Here is a 22,900-nt window from a genome sequence, read left to right as displayed (position 1 = left end):
GGCCAAGGCCAGGCAAGATGGGTGCGTGACCCTCATCGCTCAGCTGCCGCCGACCGCCGACCCCGACGCCCTGTACGAAGCCTTCGAGTCGTGGGTGCAGGAACGCGGCCTCACCCTCTACCCCCATCAGGAGGAGGCGCTGATCGAGGCGGTCTCCGGGGCGAACGTGATCGTCTCGACGCCCACCGGCTCCGGAAAGAGCATGATCGCCGCTGGCGCGCACTTCGCCGCGCTGGCCCGGGACGAGGTCACCTTCTACACGGCCCCGATCAAGGCGCTGGTGTCGGAGAAGTTCTTCGAACTGTGCAAGCTGTTCGGCACCGAGAACGTCGGCATGCTCACCGGCGACGCCTCCGTGAACGCCGACGCCCCCGTGATCTGCTGCACCGCCGAGGTGCTGGCGTCGATCGCGCTGCGCGACGGCAAGGACGCCGACGTCGGCCAGGTCGTCATGGACGAGTTCCACTTCTACGCCGAGGGCGACCGAGGCTGGGCCTGGCAGATCCCGTTGCTGGAGCTCCCCCAGGCGCAGTTCATCCTGATGTCGGCCACTTTGGGTGATGTGTCCTTCTTCGAGAAGGACCTCACCCGCCGCACCGGCCGCCCCACTTCGGTGGTCCGCTCGGCGACCCGCCCGGTGCCGCTCTCCTACGAGTACAAGCTCACCCCGCTCACCGAGACGCTCACCGACCTGCTGGAGAGCAAGCAGGCCCCGGTGTACATCGTGCACTTCACGCAGGCGCAGGCCGTGGAGCGGGCGCAGGCGCTGATGAGTATCAACATGTGCTCGCGCGAGGAGAAGGACCAGATCGCCGAGCTGATCGGCAACTTCCGCTTCACCACCAAGTTCGGCCGCAATCTCTCCCGTTACGTCCGGCACGGCATCGGCGTCCACCACGCCGGCATGCTGCCCAAGTACCGGCGCCTGGTGGAGAAGCTCGCCCAGGCCGGCCTGCTGAAGGTCATCTGCGGCACGGACACGCTCGGCGTGGGCGTCAACGTGCCCATCCGCACGGTGCTGTTCACCGCCCTCACGAAGTACGACGGCAGCCGCGTACGCACGCTGCGGGCCCGGGAGTTCCACCAGATCGCGGGCCGGGCCGGACGGGCCGGCTTCGACACGGCGGGGCTCGTCGTGGCGCAGGGGCCGGAGCACGTCATCGAGAACGAGAAGGCGCTGGCGAAGGCCGGCGACGACCCGAAGAAGCGGCGCAAGGTGGTGCGCAAGAAGGCGCCGGAGGGATTTGTCGGATGGACGGAGAACACCTTCCAGAAGCTGATCGAGTCGGAGCCGGAACCGCTGACCTCGCGTTTCCGTGTGACGCACACGATGCTGCTGTCGGTGATCGCCCGCCCGGGCAACGCGTTCGAGGCGATGCGTCACCTTCTGGAGGACAACCACGAGCCGCGCAGGCAGCAGCTGAGGCACATCCGCCGGGCGATCGCGATCTACCGCTCGCTGCTCGACGGCGGGATCGTGGAGAAGCTCGACAAACCCGACGCCGAGGGCCGGATCGTCCGGCTCACGGTCGACCTGCAGCAGGACTTCGCGCTCAACCAGCCGCTGTCCACGTTCGCGCTCGCCGCGTTCGAACTCCTCGACCCCGAGTCGCCGTCCTACGCCCTCGACATGGTGTCCGTCGTCGAGTCCACCCTGGACGATCCGCGGCAGATCCTCGTCGCCCAGCAGAACAAGGCGCGCGGTGAGGCCGTGGCCGCGATGAAGGCGGACGGTGTCGAGTACGAGGAGCGCATGGAGCGCCTCCAGGACATCACCTACCCGAAGCCGCTGGAGGAGCTGCTCTTCCACGCGTACAACACCTACCGCAAGAGCCACCCGTGGGTCGGCGACCACCCGCTGTCGCCGAAGTCCGTGATCCGGGACATGTACGAACGGGCGCTGTCCTTCACCGAGTTGGTGTCCTTCTACGAGCTGGCCCGCACCGAGGGCATCGTCCTGCGCTACCTCGCCAGCGCCTACAAGACCCTCGACCACACCATCCCGGACGACCTGAAGTCCGAGGACCTGCAGGATCTGATCGAGTGGCTGGGCGAGATGGTGCGCCAGGTGGACTCCAGCCTGCTGGACGAGTGGGAGCAGCTGGCGAACCCAGAGGAGATGACCGCCGAGGAGGCCCAGGAAAAGGCCGACGAGGTCAAGCCGGTCACCACCAATGCGCGCGCCTTCCGGGTCCTGGTGCGCAACGCCATGTTCCGCCGGGTGGAGCTGGCCGCCCTGGACCAGGTCGAGGAACTCGGCGAGATGGACGCCGAGTCCGGCTGGGACGCCGATGCCTGGGGCGAGGCGATGGACAAGTACTGGGACGAGTACGACGACCTCGGCACCGGTCCCGACGCCCGCGGCCCCAAGCTGCTGGTCATCAAGGAGGAGCCGGAGAACGGTCTCTGGCGGGTCCGCCAGATCTTCGACGACCCGAACGGCGACCACGACTGGGGCATCAGCGCGGAGATCGACCTCGCGGCCTCGGACGCCGAGGGCCGTGCGGTCGTCCGTGTCACCGATGTCGGTCAGCTCTGAGCTGTTTTCGACCAGTAGTGAGCCAAGGAGATTCCCACCGATGACGAACCCGGCCGAGAGACTGGTCGACCTGCTCGACCTGGAGCAGATTGAGGTCAACATCTTCCGTGGCCGCAGCCCGCAGGAGTCGTTGCAGCGGGTCTTCGGCGGCCAGGTGGCGGGCCAGGCGCTGGTCGCCGCCGGCCGCACCACGGAGGGCGACCGCCCGGTGCACTCGCTGCACGCGTACTTCCTGCGCCCTGGCCGCCCCGGGGTGCCGATCGTGTACCAGGTGGAGCGGGTCCGCGACGGCCGGTCGTTCACCACGCGCCGGGTCACGGCCGTGCAGCAAGGCCGCACGATCTTCAATCTGACCGCCTCCTTTCACAAGCCTGAGGAAGGACCGTTCGAGCACCAGCTGCCGCCGGCCCGCGAGGTGCCGGACCCGGAGTCGCTGCCGACGGTCACCGAGGAGATCCGCAAGCACCTGGGCGCGCTTCCGGAGCAGTTGGAGCGGATGGCGCGCCGCCAGCCCTTCGACATCCGGTATGTCGACCGGCTGCGCTGGAACGCCGAGGAAATCGAGGGCGCCGAGCCGCGCAGCGCCGTGTGGATGCGCGCGGTCGGTCCGCTCGGTGACGACCCGCTGGTCCACACGTGCGCGCTGACCTACGCCAGTGACATGACCCTCCTGGACGCCGTCCGCATCCCGGTCGAGCCCCTGTGGGGTCCGCGGAACTTCGACATGGCCTCGCTGGACCACGCGATGTGGTTCCACCGGCCGTTCCGCGCGGACGAGTGGTTCCTGTACGACCAGGAGTCGCCGATCGCCACCGGCGGGCGTGGGCTGGCCCGCGGACGCATCTACGACCTGCAGGGGCGTCTGCTGGTCTCGGTCGTCCAGGAAGGCCTGTTCAGGTCGCTGTAGCGGGCCGACGGCGAGGGCCTGGGGGCGTGTGCTTCAGGCCTGCGCGGGCCGAGAGCTTCTCCGCCGCAGCCACGCGCGCAGGCCGCGGCGAGGCCGCGTCGGGGCCGGCTCGGTCCGGCGGTGACCTCGGCGGCCTGCCGTCGGCGCAGCCGACCGCGTCACCGGCGGGCCGTGCCACTCGAATGCTCGGACCACGGGCTCGTCCTTCGCCTCGGGCGGTTCCGGCGGCGATCCACCGTCGGGACCGGACGCCTCGGCCAACGGCCCGATCTCCGGCTGGGGCCCTCCCGGCCGCGGCTCGAGTGCCCGGGCCGCAGCCGGCTCTTCGCGGGTTTCCGACGACGCGGGCGCCGACGGCTCCATGGGGTGCGTGACCGTGCGGGCCATCGGCGGGATGGGCCGGGCGAGGGGGCGCAGAGCCGGTGCGACACGGCCAGCGGCCGGGCGCGGGGCCGGCACGAGAGTGCGGGCCTCCTCGATCACATGGGCCAGTTCGCTGCGCAGCCACTCGATCTCGTCCGCATCCTGCGCGGTCATGATCCGCTCGGCGAGGTGCGCGGCAGGCGATCCCGGGGTGGGGTGCGCAGGAGACGCGGGGCGGAACCGGTTGAGAAAGGCGCGCTCGTACGGATTCTTGACGACGTCGGCGATCTCGACGGACGAGAGGAAAGCGGCCACGGCTCCGGCGCGGGCCCATGGCTCCTCGGCCTGGCGCAGCAGGAACCCGAGGTGACGTCCCCGCCAGTTTCGGGCGCGCAAGTCCACCCCGGCCTCCAGCTGACCGCGCAGATTGTCTGGCGTACGCCCCTTGAGCAGGTGCGCATTCTCGGTCTTCGAGGCGAAAGTCCGCAGCTCTTCCGCCAGATAGAGCCAGACCACGGCGCGGTAGCGGTTCAGGTACCACGTCACCGGCACGAGCAGGCCCAGTCGGGCGAGCCGGGTGAACCTGCCGGCCGGGATCTCCATGAGTGCCGCGCCCTCGGTGGTGCCCACCACTCGCACGCGATCACGCAGCGCCTCCGCGTAGCCCTCCTGGGCACGCAGTCGGTCGATCTCGGCGCGCTCCACCCTCCGACCTCCGCCGCCGCCCTCGTCGGGCACGGTCCGGATGTGGCCGAGGTGTGCGGCGAGGTCGAACTCGCCTCGTTTGAGGCCCAGTTCCCGAGCGGCGTGGCTCGGAGTGCAGGTCGCGGGCCGGGGCGGGCTGAAGGTGCTTGCCGACATGGTCGTACTCCCCCGTGGAGTCGTTGGCTCACGCCCTGTGCGTTCGCCGTGCACACACCGTAGCCAATCTGCCGCAGGCCGTGGTGAGCCTGTGGATAACTCCGCGGGAGGAAGGAAAAGTCGCAGGTCAGAGGTCTGCGATGGGGGCTCGCTCGGGTTGCCGCGCGTCGACGGCGAGGTGTTCGCCGACCCGGTTGACGAGCAGGGTCATCTCGTAGGCGATCTGACCGATGTCGCTCTCCGCGCCGCTGAGCACGCACAGACAGCTGCCGGTGCCGGCCGCTGTCACGAACAGCACGGCGTCGTCGTACTCGATCATGGTCTGGCGTACCCTGCCCGCGCCGAAGTGGCGTCCCGATCCCTTGGCCAGGCTGTGCAGCCCGGAGGCCACGGCGGCCAGATGCTCGGCGTCCTCACGGCGTAGGCCCGTGCTCGCGCCCGTGACGAGGCCGTCGTTGGACAGGACCAGCGCATGCCGCACATGGTCCACCCGCTCGGTCAGATCGTCCAGGAGCCAGCCGAGTCCCTGGTTCTGCGCCATCTCCGTCTCCCCGTGTGATGTCTCCCCCTGGCTGGAGGAACTCCCCGCCAGCCTTCCCCACGACCGGCGTCCGGGCAAGCAGGATGGGCCCATGGCACAGAAGATGACCGACGAGGAATGGCGGGCGTTCGTCTCGGACGGCACCCGGACCGGCAAGCTGTCCACCGTTCGCGCCGATGGGAGCCCCCATGTGGCCCCGATCTGGTTTCTGCTGGACGGGGACGAGCTGGTCTTCAACACCGGTAAGGAAACGGTGAAGGGGCGCAATCTCGCCCGTGACGGACGGATCGCCCTATGTGTGGACGACGATCGACCCCCGTTCCACTTCGTGGTGCTGAACGGCCGCGCCCGGCTGTCGGAGGATCTGGACCAGGTGCGTCATTGGGCCACCCGGATCGCCGCCCGGTACATGGGCGAGGACCGCGCCGAGGAGTACGGCGCCCGCAACGGCGTTCCGGGGGAACTGCTGGTCCGCGTCCCCATCGACCAGGTGGTGGCCGTGAAGGATCTGGCGGCCTGAGCGGCGGGTTCAGCCGACCGAGTCCAGGAGCCGGGCAGTGTGCATCCGCCCGGCGTACTCGACGAGCCGGATGAGGACTTCCTTGCCGGAGTCCCGGTCGCGCGCGTCGCACAGCACCACGGGTGTGCCACGGTCGAGGTCGAGGGCGCGGCAGACGTCGTGGGCGCCGTAGGTGCGGGCTCCCGAGAAGCAGTTGACGGCGACCACGAACGGGATGCGCCGGTGCTCGAAGTAGTCGACCGCGGGGAAACAGTCCTCCAGCCTCCGCGTGTCCGCGAGGACGACGGCGCCGAGGGCGCCCTGGGACAACTCGTCCCAGAGGAACCAGAAGCGGTCCTGTCCCGGGGTGCCGAAGAGGTAGAGGGACAGGCCGGAGCGGATGGTGATGCGCCCGAAGTCCATGGCGACGGTGGTGGTGACCTTCTGGTCCACACCGTCGGTGTCGTCCACCAGCTGCCCCGCCTCGCTGAGCAGTTCCTCGGTGCGCAGCGGCCGGATCTCGCTGACGGCCCCGACCAGGGTCGTCTTGCCGACGCCGAACCCGCCGGCGACCAGTATCTTCAGCGCCAGGGCGGAGGTGTCGCCGCCGGCGTCGGAGTGCTCGGTGACCATGATCACTTCTCTCGGGAGGGCCTGCTGCGGGTCGGCGTCCGCCTGCTACGGGGTGAAGTCAGCATCATGACAACGGAGCCACGCTTGCGGGCGGTTGGACCGAAGTGCACCTGATGTGACCGGCTTGCGTCCGGTCGGAGGCGCAACTCGCACGGATCGGAGGGCCATGCGCACGGATCGGGATGCGACGCGGTGTACGGCGCGTTCGGAACGTTCATCTACAGCGCTCGCAATCCCTCGATGACCTCGCGCAGAATCCGTTCGTCGGGCAGGTGCGCCGGGGGCACGGGGCGGCTGATGACCACACAGCCGAGTTCCAGAAGGTCGCCGAGGAGCACCCTGACGACGCCGACGGGAAGGTCGGCGTCGGCCGCGAGTTCGGCGACCGACTGTGTCTCCGTGCGGCACAGCTCGATCAGGGTCCGGTGTTCGGGGCCGAGCGGGGCGGCGTCGAGCGCCGGTGCGGCGGGGTCGAGGGTGACGAGGGCGATCAGGTCGAAGCGCACGTTGGTGGGCCCCGGCTGGGTGCGCCCGCCCGTCATCGCGTAGGGGCGTACCAGTGGTCCGGCCTCGCCGTCGTACCACTGGCTGCCCGGCTCCCACGGGCCGCCGTTCTGGTTCTCCGTCATCGGTGCCGCCTCTTCGACGTCATCCGGCCGCAGGCGGCTGCGCGGCGACACGCGGTGCTGTGTAGAGGTGCTCGCCGACCCGCTTGACCAGTCGAGCCATCTCGTAGGCGACCAGCCCGATGTCGGCGGTGACGGCGGTGAGGACGGCGAGACAGGAACCGTCGCCGGCAGCGGCCACGAAGAGGAACGCGTCGTCCATCTCGACCATGGTCTGCCGCACCCCGCCCGCTCCGAAGTGCCGTCCCGCGCCCTTGGCGAGGCTGTTGAAGCCGGAGGCGACGGCGGCGAGGTGTTCGGCGTCCTCGCGCGCGAGGCCGGTCGAGGCGCCGACGGCCAGCCCGTCGTTGGAGAGCACGACGGCGTGCCGCACCTCGCTCACACGCATCACCAGGTCGTCGAGCAACCAGTCCAGTTCGCCGGAGCGCTGGCCGGTCCTCGTGTTGGGTTCCTGGATCATGCCGGGTCTCCTTCGCTGCTGTCACTGCCCGTTTCGGCCCGCGGGGCGGCGCGGCGGCCGGGCTGTCTTCCGCCGCCGCGAGCCCAGCCGTCGCGGTAGGCCGTCATACGGTCCCGTACCAGTTCGGGGGTACGTCGTTCGTCGCCTTGCCGTGCGGTGTCCGCCGCCGTCTCTTCAGGGCGCTGCAGGCGGAGCTGCGGCGCAAGGCTCGCCTGGCGCACCCGGCGGGGGAGGTCGTCGGAGGTCTCGGATTCCTGGGGCGGTCGGTGCAGCCTCAAGGTGGTGACTCCGGGGGGTGTTTCGTCGATGCCGCCGTGCGGGCCGGGCTCGTCGTCGGCGCCCTGCGGGCCAGGAGCGGTGACTGCGAGAGCGGGCCGGTCCGGGCGAACGGCGACGACTTCCTGGCGCGGGTTCGTGGCGGGCACGCGCGCGTACTCGCGCTCCTGCTCGTGATGGGGCTGCGCACCTTGATGGGGGGTGCGTTCCGCAGCGCCGCTGTGCAGCAGGGCGGTGGGCAGCAGGACGACGGCTGTGGTGCCTCCGTAGGGGGACGTACGCAGGTGCACCTTGACCTCGTGCCGGACGGCGAGCCGGCTGACCACGAAGAGTCCGAGCCGGTCGCTGTCGAACAGGTCGAGGGCCTCGGACTGCTCGATGCGGCGGTTGGCCTCCGCGAGAGTCTCGGCGCCCATGCCGAGACCCCGGTCCTCGATCTCCAGGGCATAGCCGTTGCCGACGGGTTCGCCGGTGACGCGCACGCGCGTGTGCGGCGGAGAGAACTGCGCGGCGTTCTCGACGAGTTCGGCGAGCAGGTGGGTGAGGTCGGCGACGGCGGTACCGATGACATGGGCCTCGGGGAGCTGGCGCACCTCCACGCGCGCGTAGTCCTCGACTTCCGAGACGGCGGCCCGTACGACGTTGGTCAGGGACACCGGCATGCGCCAGGCCCGGCCGGGTGCGGCGCCGGAGAGGATGATGAGGCTCTCGGCGTGCCGCCGCATGCGCGTGGTGAGGTGGTCCAGGCGGAACAGGTCGCTCAGCTCGTTGGGGTCGTCCGAGCGGCGTTCCATGCTGTCCAGGAGGCTGAGCTGACGGTGGACCAGTACCTGGCTGCGGCGGGCCAGGTTGACGAAGACGCCGGAGATTCCGCTGGCGAGTTCGGCGCGTTCCACGGCGGCGCGCAGGGCGGCGCGGTGGACCGTGGTCAGGGCTTCCGAGACCTGCCCCGTCTCGTCCTCGGCGGGCGGTCCGGCGGGCGCCTCCGCCTCGATGTCGAACTCCTCGCCCGTGCGCAGCCTGCGCATCGCTTCGGGGAGTTTGCGGCGCGCGATCTCCAGGGCGTCGTTGCGCAGGCTGACGAGTTCGACCACCAGGCCGCGTCCGATGCGGACGGAGATGACGAGCGAGGCGGCGACCGCTGCGAGGCCCAGGAGCACGGCGGCGCCCGCGGGGCTGAGCAGGCCGCGTGTAACGGGGTCGGCGCGGCCCGCGACGGCCCGGCCCGTGTCCGTCGCGATGCCCTTCATTCCGTCCTGCACGCGCGCGTGGGCGGCGTTCCAGGCGGCCTGCGCTGCCGCGTCGGCCGGCTTGGCGCCGGGTCCGGCAGCGAGGATCTTGTCCTCGGCGGCCCCCAGAGTGGTGTAGGAGTCGCTGTCGGCCAGGTTCCGCCAGGCGGCGCGCTGGGCGGCGGGCAGGTCGGCGACGGCCGCCTCGGTGAGGGTACGGCGCGCGGCGACGGCGGCACCGAACAACCGTAGCCGCTCGCCTTGCGGTTGCCCCGCGGTGCGTGCGCTGCCGAGGAGGGTGTCCTCCTGGGCCAGCGACTCGGCGGCCCGGCTGAATTCGAGCAGCACGCGCGCGTCGGAGCCGACGTCGGCCTGCTGGATGCCGGTGAGGGCCCCGTACACGGCGAAGGCCGCGCCGATGGTCTTCGTGTACTGCGCGTACGCCGTGTCCCAGCCCGCCTTGTGGTCGAGTACGGCCGTGCGCAGTGCACGGAGGTGTTCGGCGCCGGTGACGAAGGCGCCGAGGCGTCGGGAGACTCCGGCGGGCAGTTCCTCGCTGTCGGCGACGGTGTTGTTGCGGCCGAGCCGCAGCTTGGCCACGGCCCCGTCGGTGCGGGCGGCCAGGCTCTGGAGGTCGCCGCCGTCGCCCGTGCCCGGGGCGGTGGCATAGCGTACGGCTGCGGTGCGTTCGGCCTGGAGGGCGGTGACGGCGGCGGCCACCGGGGTGCGCAGTTCGACGTCGACCCGCTGGGACTGCCGCAGCCGGGCGACGTCCTGGGCGGTGGTGACGGTGGCGTACGCCCACAGGGCGAGCAGCGAGACGACGGGGACCATCAGCAGGCTGACCACCTTGGCGCGCACGGTGCGTGGGCGCATGTGCCGGCGGTTCGCACGCGCGCGTGCCTTGGCCGGTGCTGTGCCGGGCGGGCTCCCGGTGTCCTCGTCGGCGGGCTGTGCGGCGTGGGCGCGGCGGCCGCGCGGCGGGTGCGCCGGGGTGCCGGCTTTCGGGGTCTTACGGGGTGGGCGCATGGCCTCCTCGCTCGGGACGTGGGTCGGGGCGCGCGGGCCGGGCTCCCGCTAGCGGGCGATGCTCTCGACAGGCCGCTGGGCGGAGGCGGACGCCGCTCGCTCGTCGGCCGTGGGTGAGAGGGCGACGAAGGCCGAGGTGATGAACAGGTAGGACCCGAGGCCGACGGCGAGGGGGAAGATGAACTGCATCGCCGTGGCCCCGGGCAGGGGCTCGCCGGAGGGGTCCACCCGCACGCTCACCGCGAACATCGCGGTGTAGTGCATGCTGCTGACGGCGGCTCCCATGACGAGGGAGGCGACGGTGACCGCGAGGGGCGACTTGATGTTGAGGCCGGCCCACAGGGCCGCGGTCGCCGCCACGACGGCGATCAGCACCGACACTCCGACGAGGACAGGGTCGTACGTGATGTCGCCGTGCAGCCGGACCGCCGCCATACCCAGGTAGTGCATGCTGGCGACGCCCAGCCCGGTGGTGAGTCCGCCGAGGAGGAGCGCCCGGTTGCGGTCGCGGCTGTAGCCGACCGCGAAGACGCCGGCGCAGACGACGACCATGGCGACGAGGAGGCTGAGGATGGTCAGCGGCACGTCGTAGCGGATGTCCGTGCCGCCGACGCGGAAGCCGAGCATGGCCACGAAGTGCATGGTCCAGATGCCCGTTCCGATGGCGGAGGCCGCGGTGACGAGCCAATTGCGTCGCGCGCGGCCGCTGGTGGCGAGCGCGCGGACGGTGCAGCGCAGTCCGAGCGCGGCGCCCGTACAGGCCATGACGTACGACAGTACGGGGGTCAGCCAGCCGAAGGCGGCGTGGTCCAGGTGTCCCATGGCCAAGGGACGCTAGGGGGGCACGGGCGCACAAAGGGGGCGCATTTCGAAAGCTGTTGGAATATGACACGCGGATGCGACGGAACGATCGAGTCCGGCCCGAACATGTGCACCTACATGTCCCCCGCGACGGTGAGGAATCATGCGGAACATGAGCGACGACCACACACATGTCCAGGAGTTCTTCACCGCCCGTGCGGCCGACTGGGACAGCCGGTTCCCCGACGACGGTCCCGCCTACGCGGACGCAGTCTCCGATCTCGCACTGCGACCCGGGGACCGGGTGCTGGACGCGGGCTGTGGCACCGGGCGCGCCCTGCCCCCGCTGCGGGCCGCCGTGGGCCCCTCCGGGGTGGTGCTGGGTGCCGATCTGACGCCGGCGATGCTCGAGGCCGCCGTGCGGGCGGGCCGGGACCGGGACGGGCGGCTGGTGCTCGCGGACGTCGCCGCGTTGCCGCTGCGGTCCGGATCCCTGGACGCCGTGTTCGCGGCCGGTCTGATCGCCCATCTGCCACGCCCGGAGGAGAACCTGCGGGAGCTGGCCCGCGTGGCCCGGCCCGGCGGCACGCTCGCGCTGTTCCATCCCATCGGGCGCGCGGCCCTGGCGGCACGCCAGGGCCGGCAGATCACGCCCGACGACCTGCGAGCCCGGATGAACCTCGGTCCGTTGCTGGCGCGTTCAGGATGGAGCATGACGTCGTACGTCGACGAGGACGCCCGTTTCCTCGCGCTCGCGATGCGCGAGGCGTGAGGCGTGAGCGTCGTGTCGCTGCGGGCCGGGTCGGTCAGTCCGTTCCGGCGACCGCCGCCGTGAAGGCGTCGGGGTTGTCGAACATGACGTTGTGCCCGGCTCCGGGCACCGTCAGCACCCGCACCCCGGCGGCATCCAGGCCTTCCCGGCCCGTCAGTTCGCCGCTGTGTTCGCCTTGCAGATAGACCCGCTCGACGGGCAACTTTTCCAGGATCGTGCGCATCACAGGATCCGAGCCCCGGCGCAGGCCGACGGCGCTGCGGTGCAGGGCGCGCGGGTCGGCCAGCCGCATGGTGGCCGCCCACAGCGGGCCGACGGTCTCCAGCACGCGCGCGTGCTGCTTGTCGACGAAATCGTCCTCTTCATAGGAGGCGATTCCGCTGCTGGCGGCCGTGAGCGGCGGGAAAGCGTCCAGGTTGGCCTCCGTGAGGACCAGCCGGGAGACCAGGTCGGGCCGCCGGTGGGCGAGCACGATGGCCACCGCGCCGCCCATGCTGTGCGCGATCAACTCGGCGCCACGGACCCCGCCTTCGTCCAGCGCGGCCGCCACCGCATCGGCGTGCTCCTCAAGCGAGTATCCGAATGTGCCGGGCCGGTCGCTGATGCCGTGTCCCGGCAGGTCCACGAACAGGCTGCGGCGGCCGACGAGTTCGGGGCGGGCCGCGATGTGCGCGTGGTAGACGGCGGACATCGAGCCGAGTCCGTGCAGATACACCCGCGCGGGCTCCTCCCCCGGCACCTCGGTCCAGCGGATCCGGCTTCCCTCGTTGTCGAACACGGCCTGCTTCACGATGCCCTCCCCGGAGCCCTCCGACAGCTGGCCAGGACTATACATCGGTATCGATGTATAGCGGCAAAGGAATATCCAGCTGGCGAGGTACGGCGCCCTGCGCAAGAATGCGGCCGTGCTCGAACTGGCCATCCTCGGTTTCCTCTACGACGCCCCTCTGCACGGCTACGTCCTGCGCCGGCACATCGCGGCCCTCACCGGCCATGTGCGGCCCGTGGCCGAGAGCACGCTGTACCCGGCGATCAAACGGCTGGAGAAGGCGGGCCTGCTGGTCCGGGCCACCGAGCCCGGTACGGTGGCGGCGCCGCGCCACGTACTGAGGCTCACCGAGGAGGGTGGGCGCGAGCTGAAGCGCCGGCTCGCCGAGCCCGCGCAGCGCGGGATCACCGACGAGAACAACTGGTTCACGCTGCTCGCGTTCCTGCGGCACCTGGACGACCCCGCCGCCCAGGCGGTCGTACTACGACGCCGGCTGGCCTTCCTGGAGGAGCCGGCGAGCTTCTTCTACGAGGGCGACCGACCGCTGAGCGCCGAGGAGGTGGACGACCCGTTCCGGCGCGGTGTCCTCACCATCGCGCGCGCCACGAGCCGGGCCGAACTGGCCTGGCTGCGCGACACCCTCGCGTCACTCGAGGCAGCCGGCCACTGAGGCGCGAAGCGCTTCACCGCGTCGTCCCTCTTCTGCCACGAAAAGTCCAACTCTACGTTGAAGGGCAGCAGACGAGCGATTGACGATGATCCGTTCGGGGAAGGTGATCCGCGTGTTCAGCCTCATACGGACGTACGCCGCGCGACTCCGCACCTCCACGCCCGCGCAACCGGCAGGCGCTCGGGAGAGGCGTGCACACAACTTGTTCGAAGCGGCGGCCACTTATGTCGTGGCCCGTGCGGAGGACGATCAGGACCGGATCGAGGAGGCCGCGGCCTGGGTGTCGCCGGAGGCGCTGTCCTTCGGGGTGAGCGAACTCGCCTGCCGCGCGGTCGTCGCGTTGGCCCGCGAGCGCGACGAGTCACCCGCGGCGGTCGCCCGTGACCTCCTCGGGCTGCCCACGGACTGAGGAAGCCTCCCTTCCACCGTGGTCGTTTCGCCCCTGTCCAGGCGGAAACCTGCAGCTCCGCGTGGTGTGAGGAGTCGTGACAAGGGGCTTCCGCTCGCACTAGGGTGCGCGCCGGACCGACGAACCACTGGGAGGCAGGGATGGCCGGAACCGACGACGAGGCCGTCGCCGCCGCGGACGATGCGCTGTACGTACTGACGGCGGTGCTGCTGACGCCGGCGCAGTTTCCGAGCGTTCTGGGCGACGACTATCCGGAGGCGTGCGCAGCGCTGGGACTCGCGCCCCTCGCCGACGGATACGGCCTGGTACTGGGCCAGGACGGCCACGGCGCCCGCTGGACGGTCGTCATCGACGACGTCTCGCTGGTCGCCGTGGCGATCGCGTCCTGGGACTGCGGCATGGAGTACGAGCTGTCTCCGGACGAGCGCGCGGTCGTGGCCGCCCTGCCGGGCTGGCCGCTGGCGGTCGCCGTCTCGGCTCCCGGCGTCCCCGCCCCGCACGATCCCGCTCCCGAGGTGGCGGACCGGCCCGCGCTGAGCCCGCCGGACACCAGCTCCTGGGGGCCGGCGCAGCGCCGCCTGGGTGCGGACGAGATCGCGCTGCAGTGGGCAGCATGGCGGGACCAGATCAACGACGAGGAATTCTCCAGGCCCGCCGGGCAGGAGAACACCGACGCACCGGAGAAGGCCGACGGGCAGGAGAAGGCCGAGGAGTCGTCGCCGGACGGCGAGCCGCACGCGCCCCAGAGCGGCCACCTGGGAGTCAGGCGGGTGCTCACGGAGGCGCGCGCCTACGTCGACTCGCCGCCGCCGCTCGGCCGGGTACGCTCGTCGTTCGCCCCGGGTGACGCCCGTACGCTGCGCGCCGACGGCCCCGGCTGGTCGATCGTGGCCCGCACGGACGACATCGCCTTCGTGCTGCTCGACGAGGAGCCGGGCGAGGTCCTGCCGGTGGGCCGGGGCCCCGAGCTGCCGGGTCTGCTGGAGGCACTCGACAAGATGGCCGTACGGCCTCTCTGAGGGCGTACGGCCCCTACCCCAGGACCGAGGCCGGGCGGCTTCAGTGCCTGCCGCATGAGGCCGTACATCCCCACGCTGCCGACCGGCGCCGGATCACCGCAGACCCGCTGCCCGAGGCGGGACGGCCGACCTCACGCCCCGCGGCATCCGTGGCTGACACCGCCGTCGGGTTCCGCGGGGCCGCGACGGCCAAGTGGCCCGTGCGGCCCCGGGAACCGTGTGCCGTGCCGGGGCCCTGCCCAGGGTTGGGCCCCGAACCGCACTCGCCCCACACCAAGCTCGCCCTGAGAGCTGGGCGGCCCCTGGAGGCCACTACGCCCCCGCTGTGAGGCCGGCCCGCTCCCGCCGTCGCCCCGAGCCTCCCTGGGCCGTTCACCGTTCTCTCAGCGGCCGACTTCCTTGCGGGTGACCCTGCGGAGCCTGCGCCGCTGTGAGGGGTCCAGTGCCAGATACCCGGCCACCGGAACCCCGACCACGACCAGGAACGCCACCCACCACGGCAGCCAGATCAGCAGGATCAGCCCGACCGCCACACCCCCGACGGCGATCTTCGCGTTGTTGGACATGAGCGTCGCCTCCTTCGCGGCCAATGCCGCTCTCTGCTCTGAGAACGGCCGCCCGCTGCGCGCGGTTCCGAACCCCGGCCCTGAGAGATCCCTGAGACCCATCCCCTAGTGGATGAGACTCGCTCCCCATCGTGGATAGACGCACGGCCTCGCCCGCGCCGGACAAGACCGTAATAGCACTCCACGTTCCATCACGCTTGGCCGCCATTCGAACAGCGTGTGAAGTGGCCCGGATCACAACGCCGACATCCCGGGCTCGGCCTCTACGCGCTGTACCCTCGGCGACTTCGACGCCAAGTAGTCAAATTTGAGGAGTGCCGCAGAGCTGCGCATGACCTCCCCATGGCACCCCCTCCGAACCCTCCGAACTGACCCGATGCTGCACGGTGTTCCCGCCGTCTGTCCCCGCACGCACGGGCCGACTCGCCTTCTGGCGACCGGAAGGCGAGGCCCCTGCGGTCGTCGCCGACGGCTCCCCGGCGGAGCTGGACGTCGTGCTGCCGGCGGCGCAGGGCGGCCTCGAGCCGGTCCGTACGCCCGCGCTCCTGCTGCCCGTGCACCGGGCCCTGCCGTCACGCGCGCGTGCGCTGCGGGAAGGACATCGCTCGGCCGGCTTCTGGAGTGCTGCCTGCCAACTGGCCCTGCACTTCCTGGCGCGTGGCCTCCTTCTGCCGGGTCTCTCCCCTGGCGATCACGATGCCTGGCGGGTCGGTCCGCTGTCCGGGCGGGACCAGGAGCTGATCCGCGAACTCGCCGCCGCCATGCCTCCGGAGGCCCACGCGGTACCGCTCGCGGCCGATGGACCGCCCCGGCTGCCGGAGCGGGAGCGGCTGCTGGGCTCCTTCCTGGACTCGGTCGCCGACGTACTTCCACGCTCCCCCCGGCCTCGCTGGTGACCGGTGGCCCCGCGTACGCGGCGTTCGAACCGCAGCGGTTGCCCGCCCTGCGGGCATGGGCGGACGGCATCACCGTCGGCCCTCCGGTCTCGACGACACCGGGCAGCTGGACGACACTCCGATCCGGTTCCCTGCGGTGCTGCAGGTGCACGGCGTCAATGGAGCGCCGGACGTCCTCGACGCCGCCGCCCTGTGGACCGGTGCGGGAACAGTGCACGAAGCGGTCGGGCCACGCGCGCGTGCCGATGTGTTGCTGGCGCTGCGCCGCGCCGCCGCGCCGCCCACACCTGGCCGCCGTTGACCCCACTGCTGTCCGCCGCCGTACCCGACGCCGTAGACCTCGCCGACGACGAGATCACCGAGCTGCTGGGCGAGGGCACCCGGGCGCTGGGCGCGGCGGGAGTCGACGTGCACTGGCCGAAGGGCCTGTGGCGCGACCTCGCGCTGCACGCCACCGTCGGCCCACCGGACGATGGCACGGCCGCATCGCGGGATGCCACGGCGCCGCCGTCGCTGCTCTCGTCGGACACCACGGTCGGCTTCAACTGGTGATTCGCTCTGGATGGGCGGGAGCTGTCCCCGGAGGAGCTCGACCGGCTCGCGGAGGCCAAGCGTCCCCTGGTGCGACTGCACGACGGGTGGGTCCTGGTCGACCCACGGCAGGCACACCGGGCCCGAACCCGTCAGGGTCGCACCCTCGCCCCCGTCGAGGCGCTGGCCGCCGCGCTGACAGGCTCGGCGGGAAGCCGTGCGGCGGCACGGCTGTGACCACTGCTCAGGATGCCGTGCGACTCGCGTGCGGAGGACCCCCGACGCCGTCACCGAGCGGCTCGCCGAGGTGTCGGGCCGCGCCCGCGAGGAGCCGGCGACGGCTGTCCGGGCCTGGCATGCCGGGGGTGTGGCGGCCCTGGCCGTGCTGGACGCGGACTGGCAGGTGGAGGGCGTGGCACGCGCGCGTGCGGCGCTCGAAGCGGCCTGGGAGGCTGACGAGCGGCCGCCGTTCACAGCAGCGGGAATCGGTGGAACATCCCGGATGAGGGGATCCAGCTGCGCCTCGGCCGGGACGGGCGCTGGTGGCCGTATCGCGACGATGCCGGCGGCTGGCTCCCCGCGGGCGGGCCGGGCCCGGATCCGGCGACGGCACTAGCCGCGGCACGGCTCGACGCCGAGTCGGGCGCGGAAGACGGTCCCTGACAAGCCGTCACCACGGAATCACCACGATCCGATGAGCGGCCGACGCCAGCTGTTCACTCCATCGACGTACGACGTTCCTCATGGGACCCAACGCTGGCCGCTGTCACTGAACTTGTCCCCAGGAGGCCCGATGTCCCCGTACGCCGCCGGCCGGCGCCGCGTCCACCGTTCCGTCGCCACGGGGCTGCCCCTGGCATTGGCCGCCGTCCTCGTGGCCGCCGGAACGGCCACGGCGGCGCCGTCCCGGGACGCCCGTGTCATCCGCACGGCGACGCTCGGCGAGATCCCCCTCGGTCCCTTCAGCAACGCGCTGCTGCCCGGAAGCGTCGACGACGACCACGGGGTGAACCTGGGCGGCATCGGCAGCGACATGTACCCGGCCGGCCACAAGGGCGAGTACTGGACGGTGACCGACCGCGGGCCCAACGGGCAGATCAAGGTGGACGGCAAGAAGCGCCGTACGTTCCCGGTGCCGGGATTCGATCCCGCGATCGTGAAGATCCGGGTCTGCGGAGACACGGTCCGGGTTGTGGACGCGATCCCGCTGACCACTTCCTCCGGGAAGGCCGTCACCGGGCTGCCCGACCAGCAGAGCCGCGACGAGGCGCCGTACACCTACGACGCGAGGACGCCGCTCTCGTACAACCCGAACGGGCTGGACACCGAGGGCATCGTGCGGGCCGAGGACGGGACGTTCTGGCTCGTCGACGAGTACGGCCCGTCGCTCGTCCACGTCTCCGCGCGCGGGGAGGTGCTCACCCGGTACGTACCCAAGGGGCTCGGCCTGACGGGGACGGACTACCCGGTGGTGGAGGCGCTGCCGTCGATCTACCTGCACCGCAAGATCAACCGTGGTTTCGAGGGGCTGGCGCAGCTGCCCGGCGGTGACCTGGTGCTGGCCCTGCAGAGCCCGCTGTCATTGCCGGACACGGACTCCGGGAACGCCTCGCGCACCACGCGGCTGCTGCGCTTCTCGCCGCGCGAGAAGGCCGTCACCGCCGAGTACGCCTACCGGTTCGACCCGGTGAACGTGGTCGACCCGAGCGAGGACGACACCTCCGAGCTGAAGATCTCCTCCGTGGTGGCCGTGGGCGGTGACCGGCTGCTCGTCGAGGAGCGCACGGACAAGGCGGCCCGGCTGCAGCTGGTCGAGCTGGGGCGCAGGTCGAACATACTGGGCGAGCCCTGGGACGACGACACGACCTCGCCGTCCCTGGAGCAGCTGGACGATCCGGCGGCGGCCGGTGTGCCGGTCCTGGACAAGCGGCTCGTGGTCGACCTGAACAAGGTCGACGGGGTGCAGCAGAAGATCGAGGGCATCGCGCGCGTGGACCACGACACGCTCGCTCTCATCAACGACAACGACTTCGGGATGACCGACGGCCCGGGCGCCTTCGACGCGCAGGGCCGACTGGTCGACAGCGGGATCAAGACGACCGTCGCGTACGTCCGGCTACCCGAGGACCTGTGACGTTCCTGAACCGGACAGTCCGGAAAGCGGACTGAAGGAGGGCCGGGACTGCGGCGCGTGCCGCACCACCCGGCCCTCCTTGTGTTCAGCCGCGTGCGCCGAGCAGGTGGTCCATGGCGAGCTGGTCAAGCTGCTCGAAGGCCATGCCGCGCGCGGCGGCCGCCGCCATGTCGAAGTCCTCGAAGGCCGCGCGGTCGGCGAGCAGGGCCTGCAGGCCGTCGGCCGCGGTCGGCTGGGCCAGCTGGTCCAGGCGCGAGGCACGCAGCGCCTCCTGGACCTCCGGGTCGGCCCGGAAGGCCGCCGAACGCTCCTTGAGGATCAGGTAGTTGCGCATGCAGCCCGCGGCCGACGCCCACACGCCGTCGAGGTCCTCGGTCCGCGGCGGCTTGAAGTCGAAGTGACGCGGCCCGTCGTAGCCCGCGCTCTCCAGCAGGTCGACCAACCAGAACGCCGCCCGCAGGTCGCCGGCGCCGAACCGCAGGTCCTGGTCGTACTTGATGCCGGACTGGCCGTTGAGGTCGATGTGGAACAGCTTGCCCGCCCACAGGGCCTGCGCGATGCCGTGCGGGAAGTTCAGGCCCGCCATCTGTTCATGACCCACCTCCGGGTTCACGCCGTACAGTTCCGGGCGCTCCAGGCGCTCGATGAAGGCCAGCGCGTGGCCGACGGTGGGCAGCAGGATGTCGCCGCGCGGCTCGTTCGGCTTGGGCTCGATGGCGAAGCGAAGGTCGTAGCCCTGGGAGGTCACGTACTCGCCGAGGAGGTCGAAGGCCTCCTTCATGCGGTCCAGAGCGGCGCGTACGTCCTTGGCGGCGCCGGACTCCGCTCCTTCGCGGCCGCCCCAGGCGACGTACGTCCTCGCGCCCAGCTCGACCGCCAGGTCGATGTTGCGGATGGTCTTGCGCAGCGCGTAGCGGCGCACGTCACGGTCGTTGGCGGTGAAGGCGCCGTCCTTGAAGACGGGGTGCGTGAACAGGTTCGTGGTGGCCATCGGGACGGTCATGCCGGTGGCGTCCAGGGCCTGGCGGAAGCGCTTGACGTGCGACTCGCGCTCGGTGTCCGAGGAGCCGAAAGGGATCAGGTCGTCGTCGTGGAAGGTCACCCCGTAGGCGCCGAGCTCGGCCAGGCGCCGCACCGTCTCGACCGGGTCGAGGGCGCGGCGGGTGGCATCGCCGAACGGATCCCTTCCCTGCCAGCCGACGGTCCACAGGCCGAAGGTGAACCTGTCCTCGGGGGTGGGCTGGTAGCTCATGCCGGCTCCTTGCGTACGACTATTTCGTCATGGCCGTTTACAAATTAGTATGCGCTCGCACCCCTGGGAAGAGACAAGATGTCTTTGTCCCGCGGAGTTGCGGAGAGTCGCGGAAAGAGGGAGAGCCCGATGTCAGCAGCCGAGGGTCCGCTCGTCGTCGGCGTGGACACATCAACCCAGTCCACGAAGGCACTGGTCGTCGACGCGGCCACCGGCCAGGTGGTGGCGAGCGGCCAGGCGCCGCACACCGTCTCCTCCGGCGCGGGCCGCGAGAGCGATCCACGCCAGTGGTGGGACGCGTTGTGCGAGGCACTCGACCAGTGCGGTGACGCGGCGCACGAGGCGGCGGCGGTGTCGATCGGCGGCCAGCAGCACGGCCTGGTCACGCTGGACGAACGGGGCGAGCCGGTGCGTCCGGCGCTGCTGTGGAACGACGTCCGCTCGGCACCGCAGGCACTCCGGCTGGTGGAGGAGCTGGGCGGGCCGAAGGCCTGGGCTGAGCGCACCGGCAGCGTGCCCGGCGCCTCGTTCACGGTCACGAAGTGGGCGTGGCTGGCAGAGCACGAGCCGGAGTCGGTCCGCGCGACGAAGGCGGTACGGCTCCCCCACGACTACCTCACCGAGCGGCTGACCGGGCAGGGTACGACCGACCGTGGTGATGCGTCCGGCACCGGCTGGTGGGCGTCCGGGACGGAGGCGTACGACGCGGAGACCCTCGCGCACGTCGGACTCGACCCGGCGCTGCTGCCCCGGGTGGTACGCCCGGGAGAAGTGGCCGGCACCGTGCGCGACAGCCACGACCTGCCGTTCTCCAAGGGCACCCTGGTCGCCCCCGGCACCGGCGACAACGCGGCGGCGGCACTCGGTCTCGGCCTGCGGCCCGGCACCCCGGTGCTCAGCCTCGGCACCTCTGGCACGGTGTACGCCGTCTCTCGGCACCGCCCGACCGATCCGACCGGCACGGTGGCGGGGTTCGCCGACGCCCACGGGGACTGGCTGCCCCTGGCCTGCACCCTGAACTGCACCCTCGCCGTGGACCGTGTCGCGGCGCTGCTCGGCCTGGACCGCGATGCGGTGGAGCCCGGCGGCTCCGTGACCCTGCTGCCGTACCTGGACGGCGAGCGCACCCCGAATCTGCCGAACGCCTCCGGCCTGTTGCACGGTCTGCGCCACGACACGACCGCCGGGCAGCTGCTGCAGGCCGCATACGACGGCGCCGTGCACGCGCTGCTCGGCGCGCTCGACCTGGTCCTGGACGAGGACGCTGACCGCAGCACCCCGCTGCTGCTGATCGGCGGCGGAGCCCGGGGGACGACCTGGCAGCAGACGGTACGGCGGCTGTCGGGGCGGCCGGTCCAGGTCCCCGAGGCCAGGGAACTGGTCGCCCTCGGGGCCGCGGCACAGGCCGCCGGGCTGCTGACCGGAGAGGACCCGGCCGCGGTGGCCCGCCGCTGGAACACGGCAGCGGGACCGGTGCTGGAGGCCGTGGAACGGGACCGGGAGACGCTGGACCGGATCACCGGGGTACTCTCCGACGCGGCCCCGCTGCTGGCGCGGGCGACGGAGACCACGCCGCACGCATGAAGCCGGGCGGCAGAGACCGAGGATCGACTTCAGGCATGACCGCACCGCTGCACGAGGCCCGCCCGCCGGGCGCCGGCCGCGCCCTGCCGGACACCCAGCAGGGCATGCGCCGACGCAACCTGGCTCGCGTGATGCACGCCGTCAGCGCCGAGGGTTCGCTGTCGCGGGCCGCGGTCGCCTCACGCATCGGGCTGACCCGGGCGGCCGTGTCGACGCTGGTGGACGAGCTGATCCGGTGGGGACTGCTGGAGGAGCTGGGCCCGGAGCGGCCGGGCCGGGTGGGCCGGCCCGGGTCGGCGCTCGCGGTCAGCGGCCGTGGCCCGGCCGGGATCGGGGCCGAGATCGGCGTCGACCACCTGGCGGTGTGCGCGGTCGACCTGCGCGGCGCGGTCCGCGCCCGGGCCGTGCTGCATGGAGCGAACCGAGGGCGCACTCCCGGAGCGGTGGTCGAGGAGCTGACGGAACTGGTGCGCCGGGTCGTCGCGGAGGCGGAGCGGGAGGGGCTGTGGCCCGCCGGGCTCGCGGTCGCCGTGCCCGGACTCGTGGCACGGGACGGCCGTACGGTCGTGCGCGCTCCCAACCTCGACTGGCACGACACCGACCTCGGCACCCTGATGCCCGGCGGGTGGCCGCTCGCTGCGGACAACGAGGCCAACTTCGGCGCGCTCGCGGAACTGTGGCTCGGTGACGGCACCCCGGGTGACTTCCTGCACGTGTCGGCCGAGATCGGCATCGGCGCCGCGGTCGTCGTGGACGGCGGTCTGCTGCGCGGCACCCGCGGCTTCGCGGGCGAGCTGGGCCACATACCCGTACGGCCGGACGGGCCGCCCTGTCCGTGCGGCGGCCGGGGCTGCCTGGAGCAGTACGCGGGCGAGGAGGCGGTGCTGCGCGCGGCCGGGCTGGAGCCGGGCGAGGATCTGGTGGGCCTGCTCGCGGGACGCGCCGAGCAGGGAGACGAGAGCGTACGGGCTGCCCTGCGGGACGCCGGTACGGCGCTCGGCATCGCCCTGACCGGTGCGGTGAACCTCCTCGACCCCGAGACGGTGGTGCTCGGCGGCGCGCTGGCCGGCCTGTCCCCCTGGCTGCTGCCGTCCCTGGAAACGGAGCTGACGAGCCGAACAGCCGGCCCGCCCTGCCCGGTGACGGTGTCCCGGCTGGGTCCGGAGGGCCCCCTGCTGGGCGCGGCGCACTCGGTCGTCCGGGGTGTGCTGGACGATCCGGCGGTGGTGGCGGAACGATCCTGACATCCCCCGTGGGTGGTGAGGGGAGGTCGGGTGACGGACCGGATGCCGTGGGGAGACCGACGACTGCTTCTTCGACGGCGGCACCTGACGGACGACACCCGGGTGGACTGCCGCTCTGACGAGCTGCAAGCGGCCTGATGGCGGCCGGTGTTCACCCGATCGGGTGGCCGGGTTTTCCACAAGTGGGGGCTTCTCCACGGAACCGGTGCGGGCCCTTCTGCCCAACCCGACCGCGACGTACCGTGATTCACGCGAGGCGCGGCCGACGGATCGTCAAGGTCGCCGGGCGC

Annotated in this window: 23 protein-coding genes and 1 pseudogene; 14 read left to right on the top strand and 10 right to left on the bottom strand. The window is 71.7% G+C overall.

Annotated features, from left to right (window positions below; genetic code table 11):
• Positions 1 to 25 precede the first annotated feature (25 nt).
• Positions 26 to 2,539 carry a DEAD/DEAH box helicase gene (locus tag ACWC0C_RS17100; protein WP_449195541.1) on the top strand — a complete coding sequence of 838 codons (2,514 nt, stop codon included), beginning with the start codon at positions 26 to 28 and terminating at the stop codon, positions 2,537 to 2,539.
• Positions 2,540 to 2,579: 40 nt separating this feature from the next.
• Positions 2,580 to 3,446, top strand: coding sequence for an acyl-CoA thioesterase (locus ACWC0C_RS17095; protein WP_449195540.1), 867 nt, complete (start codon positions 2,580 to 2,582; stop codon positions 3,444 to 3,446).
• Positions 3,447 to 3,479: 33 nt separating this feature from the next.
• On the opposite strand, the gene ACWC0C_RS17090 is transcribed toward ACWC0C_RS17095, so the two are convergent.
• Positions 3,480 to 4,670, bottom strand: coding sequence for a DUF6397 family protein (locus ACWC0C_RS17090; RefSeq protein WP_450864669.1), 1,191 nt, complete (start codon positions 4,668 to 4,670; stop codon positions 3,480 to 3,482).
• Positions 4,671 to 4,797: 127 nt separating this feature from the next.
• Positions 4,798 to 5,211, bottom strand: a complete 414-nt coding sequence (locus ACWC0C_RS17085) for a roadblock/LC7 domain-containing protein (protein ID WP_450864668.1) — start codon at positions 5,209 to 5,211, stop codon at positions 4,798 to 4,800.
• Between the two features lie 91 nt (positions 5,212 to 5,302).
• On the opposite strand from ACWC0C_RS17085, the gene ACWC0C_RS17080 reads away from it, so the two are divergent.
• Complete coding sequence (locus ACWC0C_RS17080; protein ID WP_449195537.1) at positions 5,303 to 5,731, top strand: PPOX class F420-dependent oxidoreductase; 429 nt, start codon at positions 5,303 to 5,305, stop codon at positions 5,729 to 5,731.
• 9 nt (positions 5,732 to 5,740) lie between these two features.
• On the opposite strand, the gene ACWC0C_RS17075 is transcribed toward ACWC0C_RS17080, so the two are convergent.
• The 5 genes from ACWC0C_RS17075 to ACWC0C_RS17055 form a co-directional block, all read right to left on the bottom strand.
• Entirely contained in the window at positions 5,741 to 6,343 is a 603-nt protein-coding gene (locus ACWC0C_RS17075) for a GTP-binding protein (protein WP_450864667.1), read from the bottom strand.
• Positions 6,344 to 6,561: 218 nt separating this feature from the next.
• The gene (locus ACWC0C_RS17070) at positions 6,562 to 6,972 is read right to left on the bottom strand and encodes a DUF742 domain-containing protein (protein ID WP_449195535.1); all 411 of its coding nucleotides are present in this window, start codon (positions 6,970 to 6,972) and stop codon (positions 6,562 to 6,564) included.
• Positions 6,973 to 6,991: 19 nt separating this feature from the next.
• Positions 6,992 to 7,429 carry a roadblock/LC7 domain-containing protein gene (locus tag ACWC0C_RS17065; RefSeq protein WP_449195534.1) on the bottom strand — a complete coding sequence of 146 codons (438 nt, stop codon included), beginning with the start codon at positions 7,427 to 7,429 and terminating at the stop codon, positions 6,992 to 6,994.
• Positions 7,426 to 9,963 carry a nitrate- and nitrite sensing domain-containing protein gene (locus ACWC0C_RS17060; protein WP_450864666.1) on the bottom strand — a complete coding sequence of 846 codons (2,538 nt, stop codon included), beginning with the start codon at positions 9,961 to 9,963 and terminating at the stop codon, positions 7,426 to 7,428. The genes ACWC0C_RS17065 and ACWC0C_RS17060 overlap by 4 nt, the downstream gene beginning before the upstream one ends.
• A gap of 48 nt (positions 9,964 to 10,011) precedes the next feature.
• Positions 10,012 to 10,785, bottom strand: coding sequence for an MHYT domain-containing protein (locus ACWC0C_RS17055; RefSeq protein WP_449195532.1), 774 nt, complete (start codon positions 10,783 to 10,785; stop codon positions 10,012 to 10,014).
• A 151-nt stretch (positions 10,786 to 10,936) separates the two neighbouring features.
• On the opposite strand from ACWC0C_RS17055, the gene ACWC0C_RS17050 reads away from it, so the two are divergent.
• Entirely contained in the window at positions 10,937 to 11,536 is a 600-nt protein-coding gene (locus ACWC0C_RS17050; RefSeq protein ID WP_449195531.1) for a class I SAM-dependent methyltransferase, read from the top strand.
• Between the two features lie 34 nt (positions 11,537 to 11,570).
• Here ACWC0C_RS17050 and ACWC0C_RS17045 read toward each other — a convergent pair whose 3' ends face one another.
• Positions 11,571 to 12,326 (bottom strand): alpha/beta fold hydrolase, encoded by a 756-nt coding sequence (locus ACWC0C_RS17045; protein ID WP_450864665.1) that lies wholly within the window; start codon positions 12,324 to 12,326, stop codon positions 11,571 to 11,573.
• A gap of 115 nt (positions 12,327 to 12,441) precedes the next feature.
• Between ACWC0C_RS17045 and ACWC0C_RS17040 the strand changes: the two genes are divergently transcribed.
• The 3 genes from ACWC0C_RS17040 (at position 12,442) to ACWC0C_RS17030 (ending at position 14,403) form a co-directional block, all read left to right on the top strand.
• Entirely contained in the window at positions 12,442 to 12,975 is a 534-nt protein-coding gene (locus ACWC0C_RS17040; protein WP_450864664.1) for a PadR family transcriptional regulator, read from the top strand.
• 85 nt (positions 12,976 to 13,060) lie between these two features.
• On the top strand, positions 13,061 to 13,384 hold the full coding sequence (locus ACWC0C_RS17035) for a hypothetical protein (protein ID WP_449195530.1): 324 nt from the start codon (positions 13,061 to 13,063) through the stop codon (positions 13,382 to 13,384).
• A gap of 140 nt (positions 13,385 to 13,524) precedes the next feature.
• On the top strand, positions 13,525 to 14,403 hold the full coding sequence (locus ACWC0C_RS17030) for a hypothetical protein (protein ID WP_450864663.1): 879 nt from the start codon (positions 13,525 to 13,527) through the stop codon (positions 14,401 to 14,403).
• A 383-nt stretch (positions 14,404 to 14,786) separates the two neighbouring features.
• On the opposite strand, the gene ACWC0C_RS17025 is transcribed toward ACWC0C_RS17030, so the two are convergent.
• Entirely contained in the window at positions 14,787 to 14,969 is a 183-nt protein-coding gene (locus tag ACWC0C_RS17025) for a hypothetical protein (protein ID WP_449195527.1), read from the bottom strand.
• A 386-nt stretch (positions 14,970 to 15,355) separates the two neighbouring features.
• On the opposite strand from ACWC0C_RS17025, the gene ACWC0C_RS17020 reads away from it, so the two are divergent.
• From ACWC0C_RS17020 to ACWC0C_RS17000, 5 genes and pseudogenes are all read left to right on the top strand, one after another.
• On the top strand, positions 15,356 to 15,865 hold the full coding sequence (locus tag ACWC0C_RS17020) for a hypothetical protein (RefSeq protein WP_450864662.1): 510 nt from the start codon (positions 15,356 to 15,358) through the stop codon (positions 15,863 to 15,865).
• A 55-nt stretch (positions 15,866 to 15,920) separates the two neighbouring features.
• Complete coding sequence (locus tag ACWC0C_RS17015) at positions 15,921 to 16,166, top strand: hypothetical protein (protein ID WP_450864690.1); 246 nt, start codon at positions 15,921 to 15,923, stop codon at positions 16,164 to 16,166.
• A pseudogene (locus tag ACWC0C_RS17010) lies at positions 16,058 to 16,633 on the top strand (SNF2 helicase-associated domain-containing protein). Before ACWC0C_RS17015 ends, ACWC0C_RS17010 begins: the two are co-directional and overlap by 109 nt.
• A 28-nt stretch (positions 16,634 to 16,661) precedes the next feature.
• Positions 16,662 to 17,012: a hypothetical protein gene (locus ACWC0C_RS17005; protein ID WP_450864661.1), complete on the top strand. Its 351-nt coding sequence runs from the start codon at positions 16,662 to 16,664 to the stop codon at positions 17,010 to 17,012.
• A gap of 177 nt (positions 17,013 to 17,189) precedes the next feature.
• Entirely contained in the window at positions 17,190 to 18,530 is a 1,341-nt protein-coding gene (locus ACWC0C_RS17000) for an esterase-like activity of phytase family protein (RefSeq protein WP_450864660.1), read from the top strand.
• An 85-nt stretch (positions 18,531 to 18,615) separates the two neighbouring features.
• Here the strand turns inward: ACWC0C_RS17000 and xylA are convergent, their stop codons facing one another.
• Complete coding sequence (gene xylA / locus ACWC0C_RS16995) at positions 18,616 to 19,782, bottom strand: xylose isomerase (RefSeq protein ID WP_450864659.1); 1,167 nt, start codon at positions 19,780 to 19,782, stop codon at positions 18,616 to 18,618.
• 129 nt (positions 19,783 to 19,911) lie between these two features.
• Between xylA and xylB the strand changes: the two genes are divergently transcribed.
• Positions 19,912 to 21,366, top strand: coding sequence for a xylulokinase (xylB, locus tag ACWC0C_RS16990; protein WP_449195522.1), 1,455 nt, complete (start codon positions 19,912 to 19,914; stop codon positions 21,364 to 21,366).
• 35 nt (positions 21,367 to 21,401) lie between these two features.
• Positions 21,402 to 22,610, top strand: a complete 1,209-nt coding sequence (locus tag ACWC0C_RS16985; protein WP_450864658.1) for an ROK family protein — start codon at positions 21,402 to 21,404, stop codon at positions 22,608 to 22,610.
• Positions 22,611 to 22,900: the final 290 nt, after the last annotated feature.

This window comes from Streptomyces sp. NPDC001709 (assembly GCF_053596375.1).
Note: the sequence above shows the minus strand (reverse complement) of the source record. Positions and strands in the feature narration are given on the sequence as shown.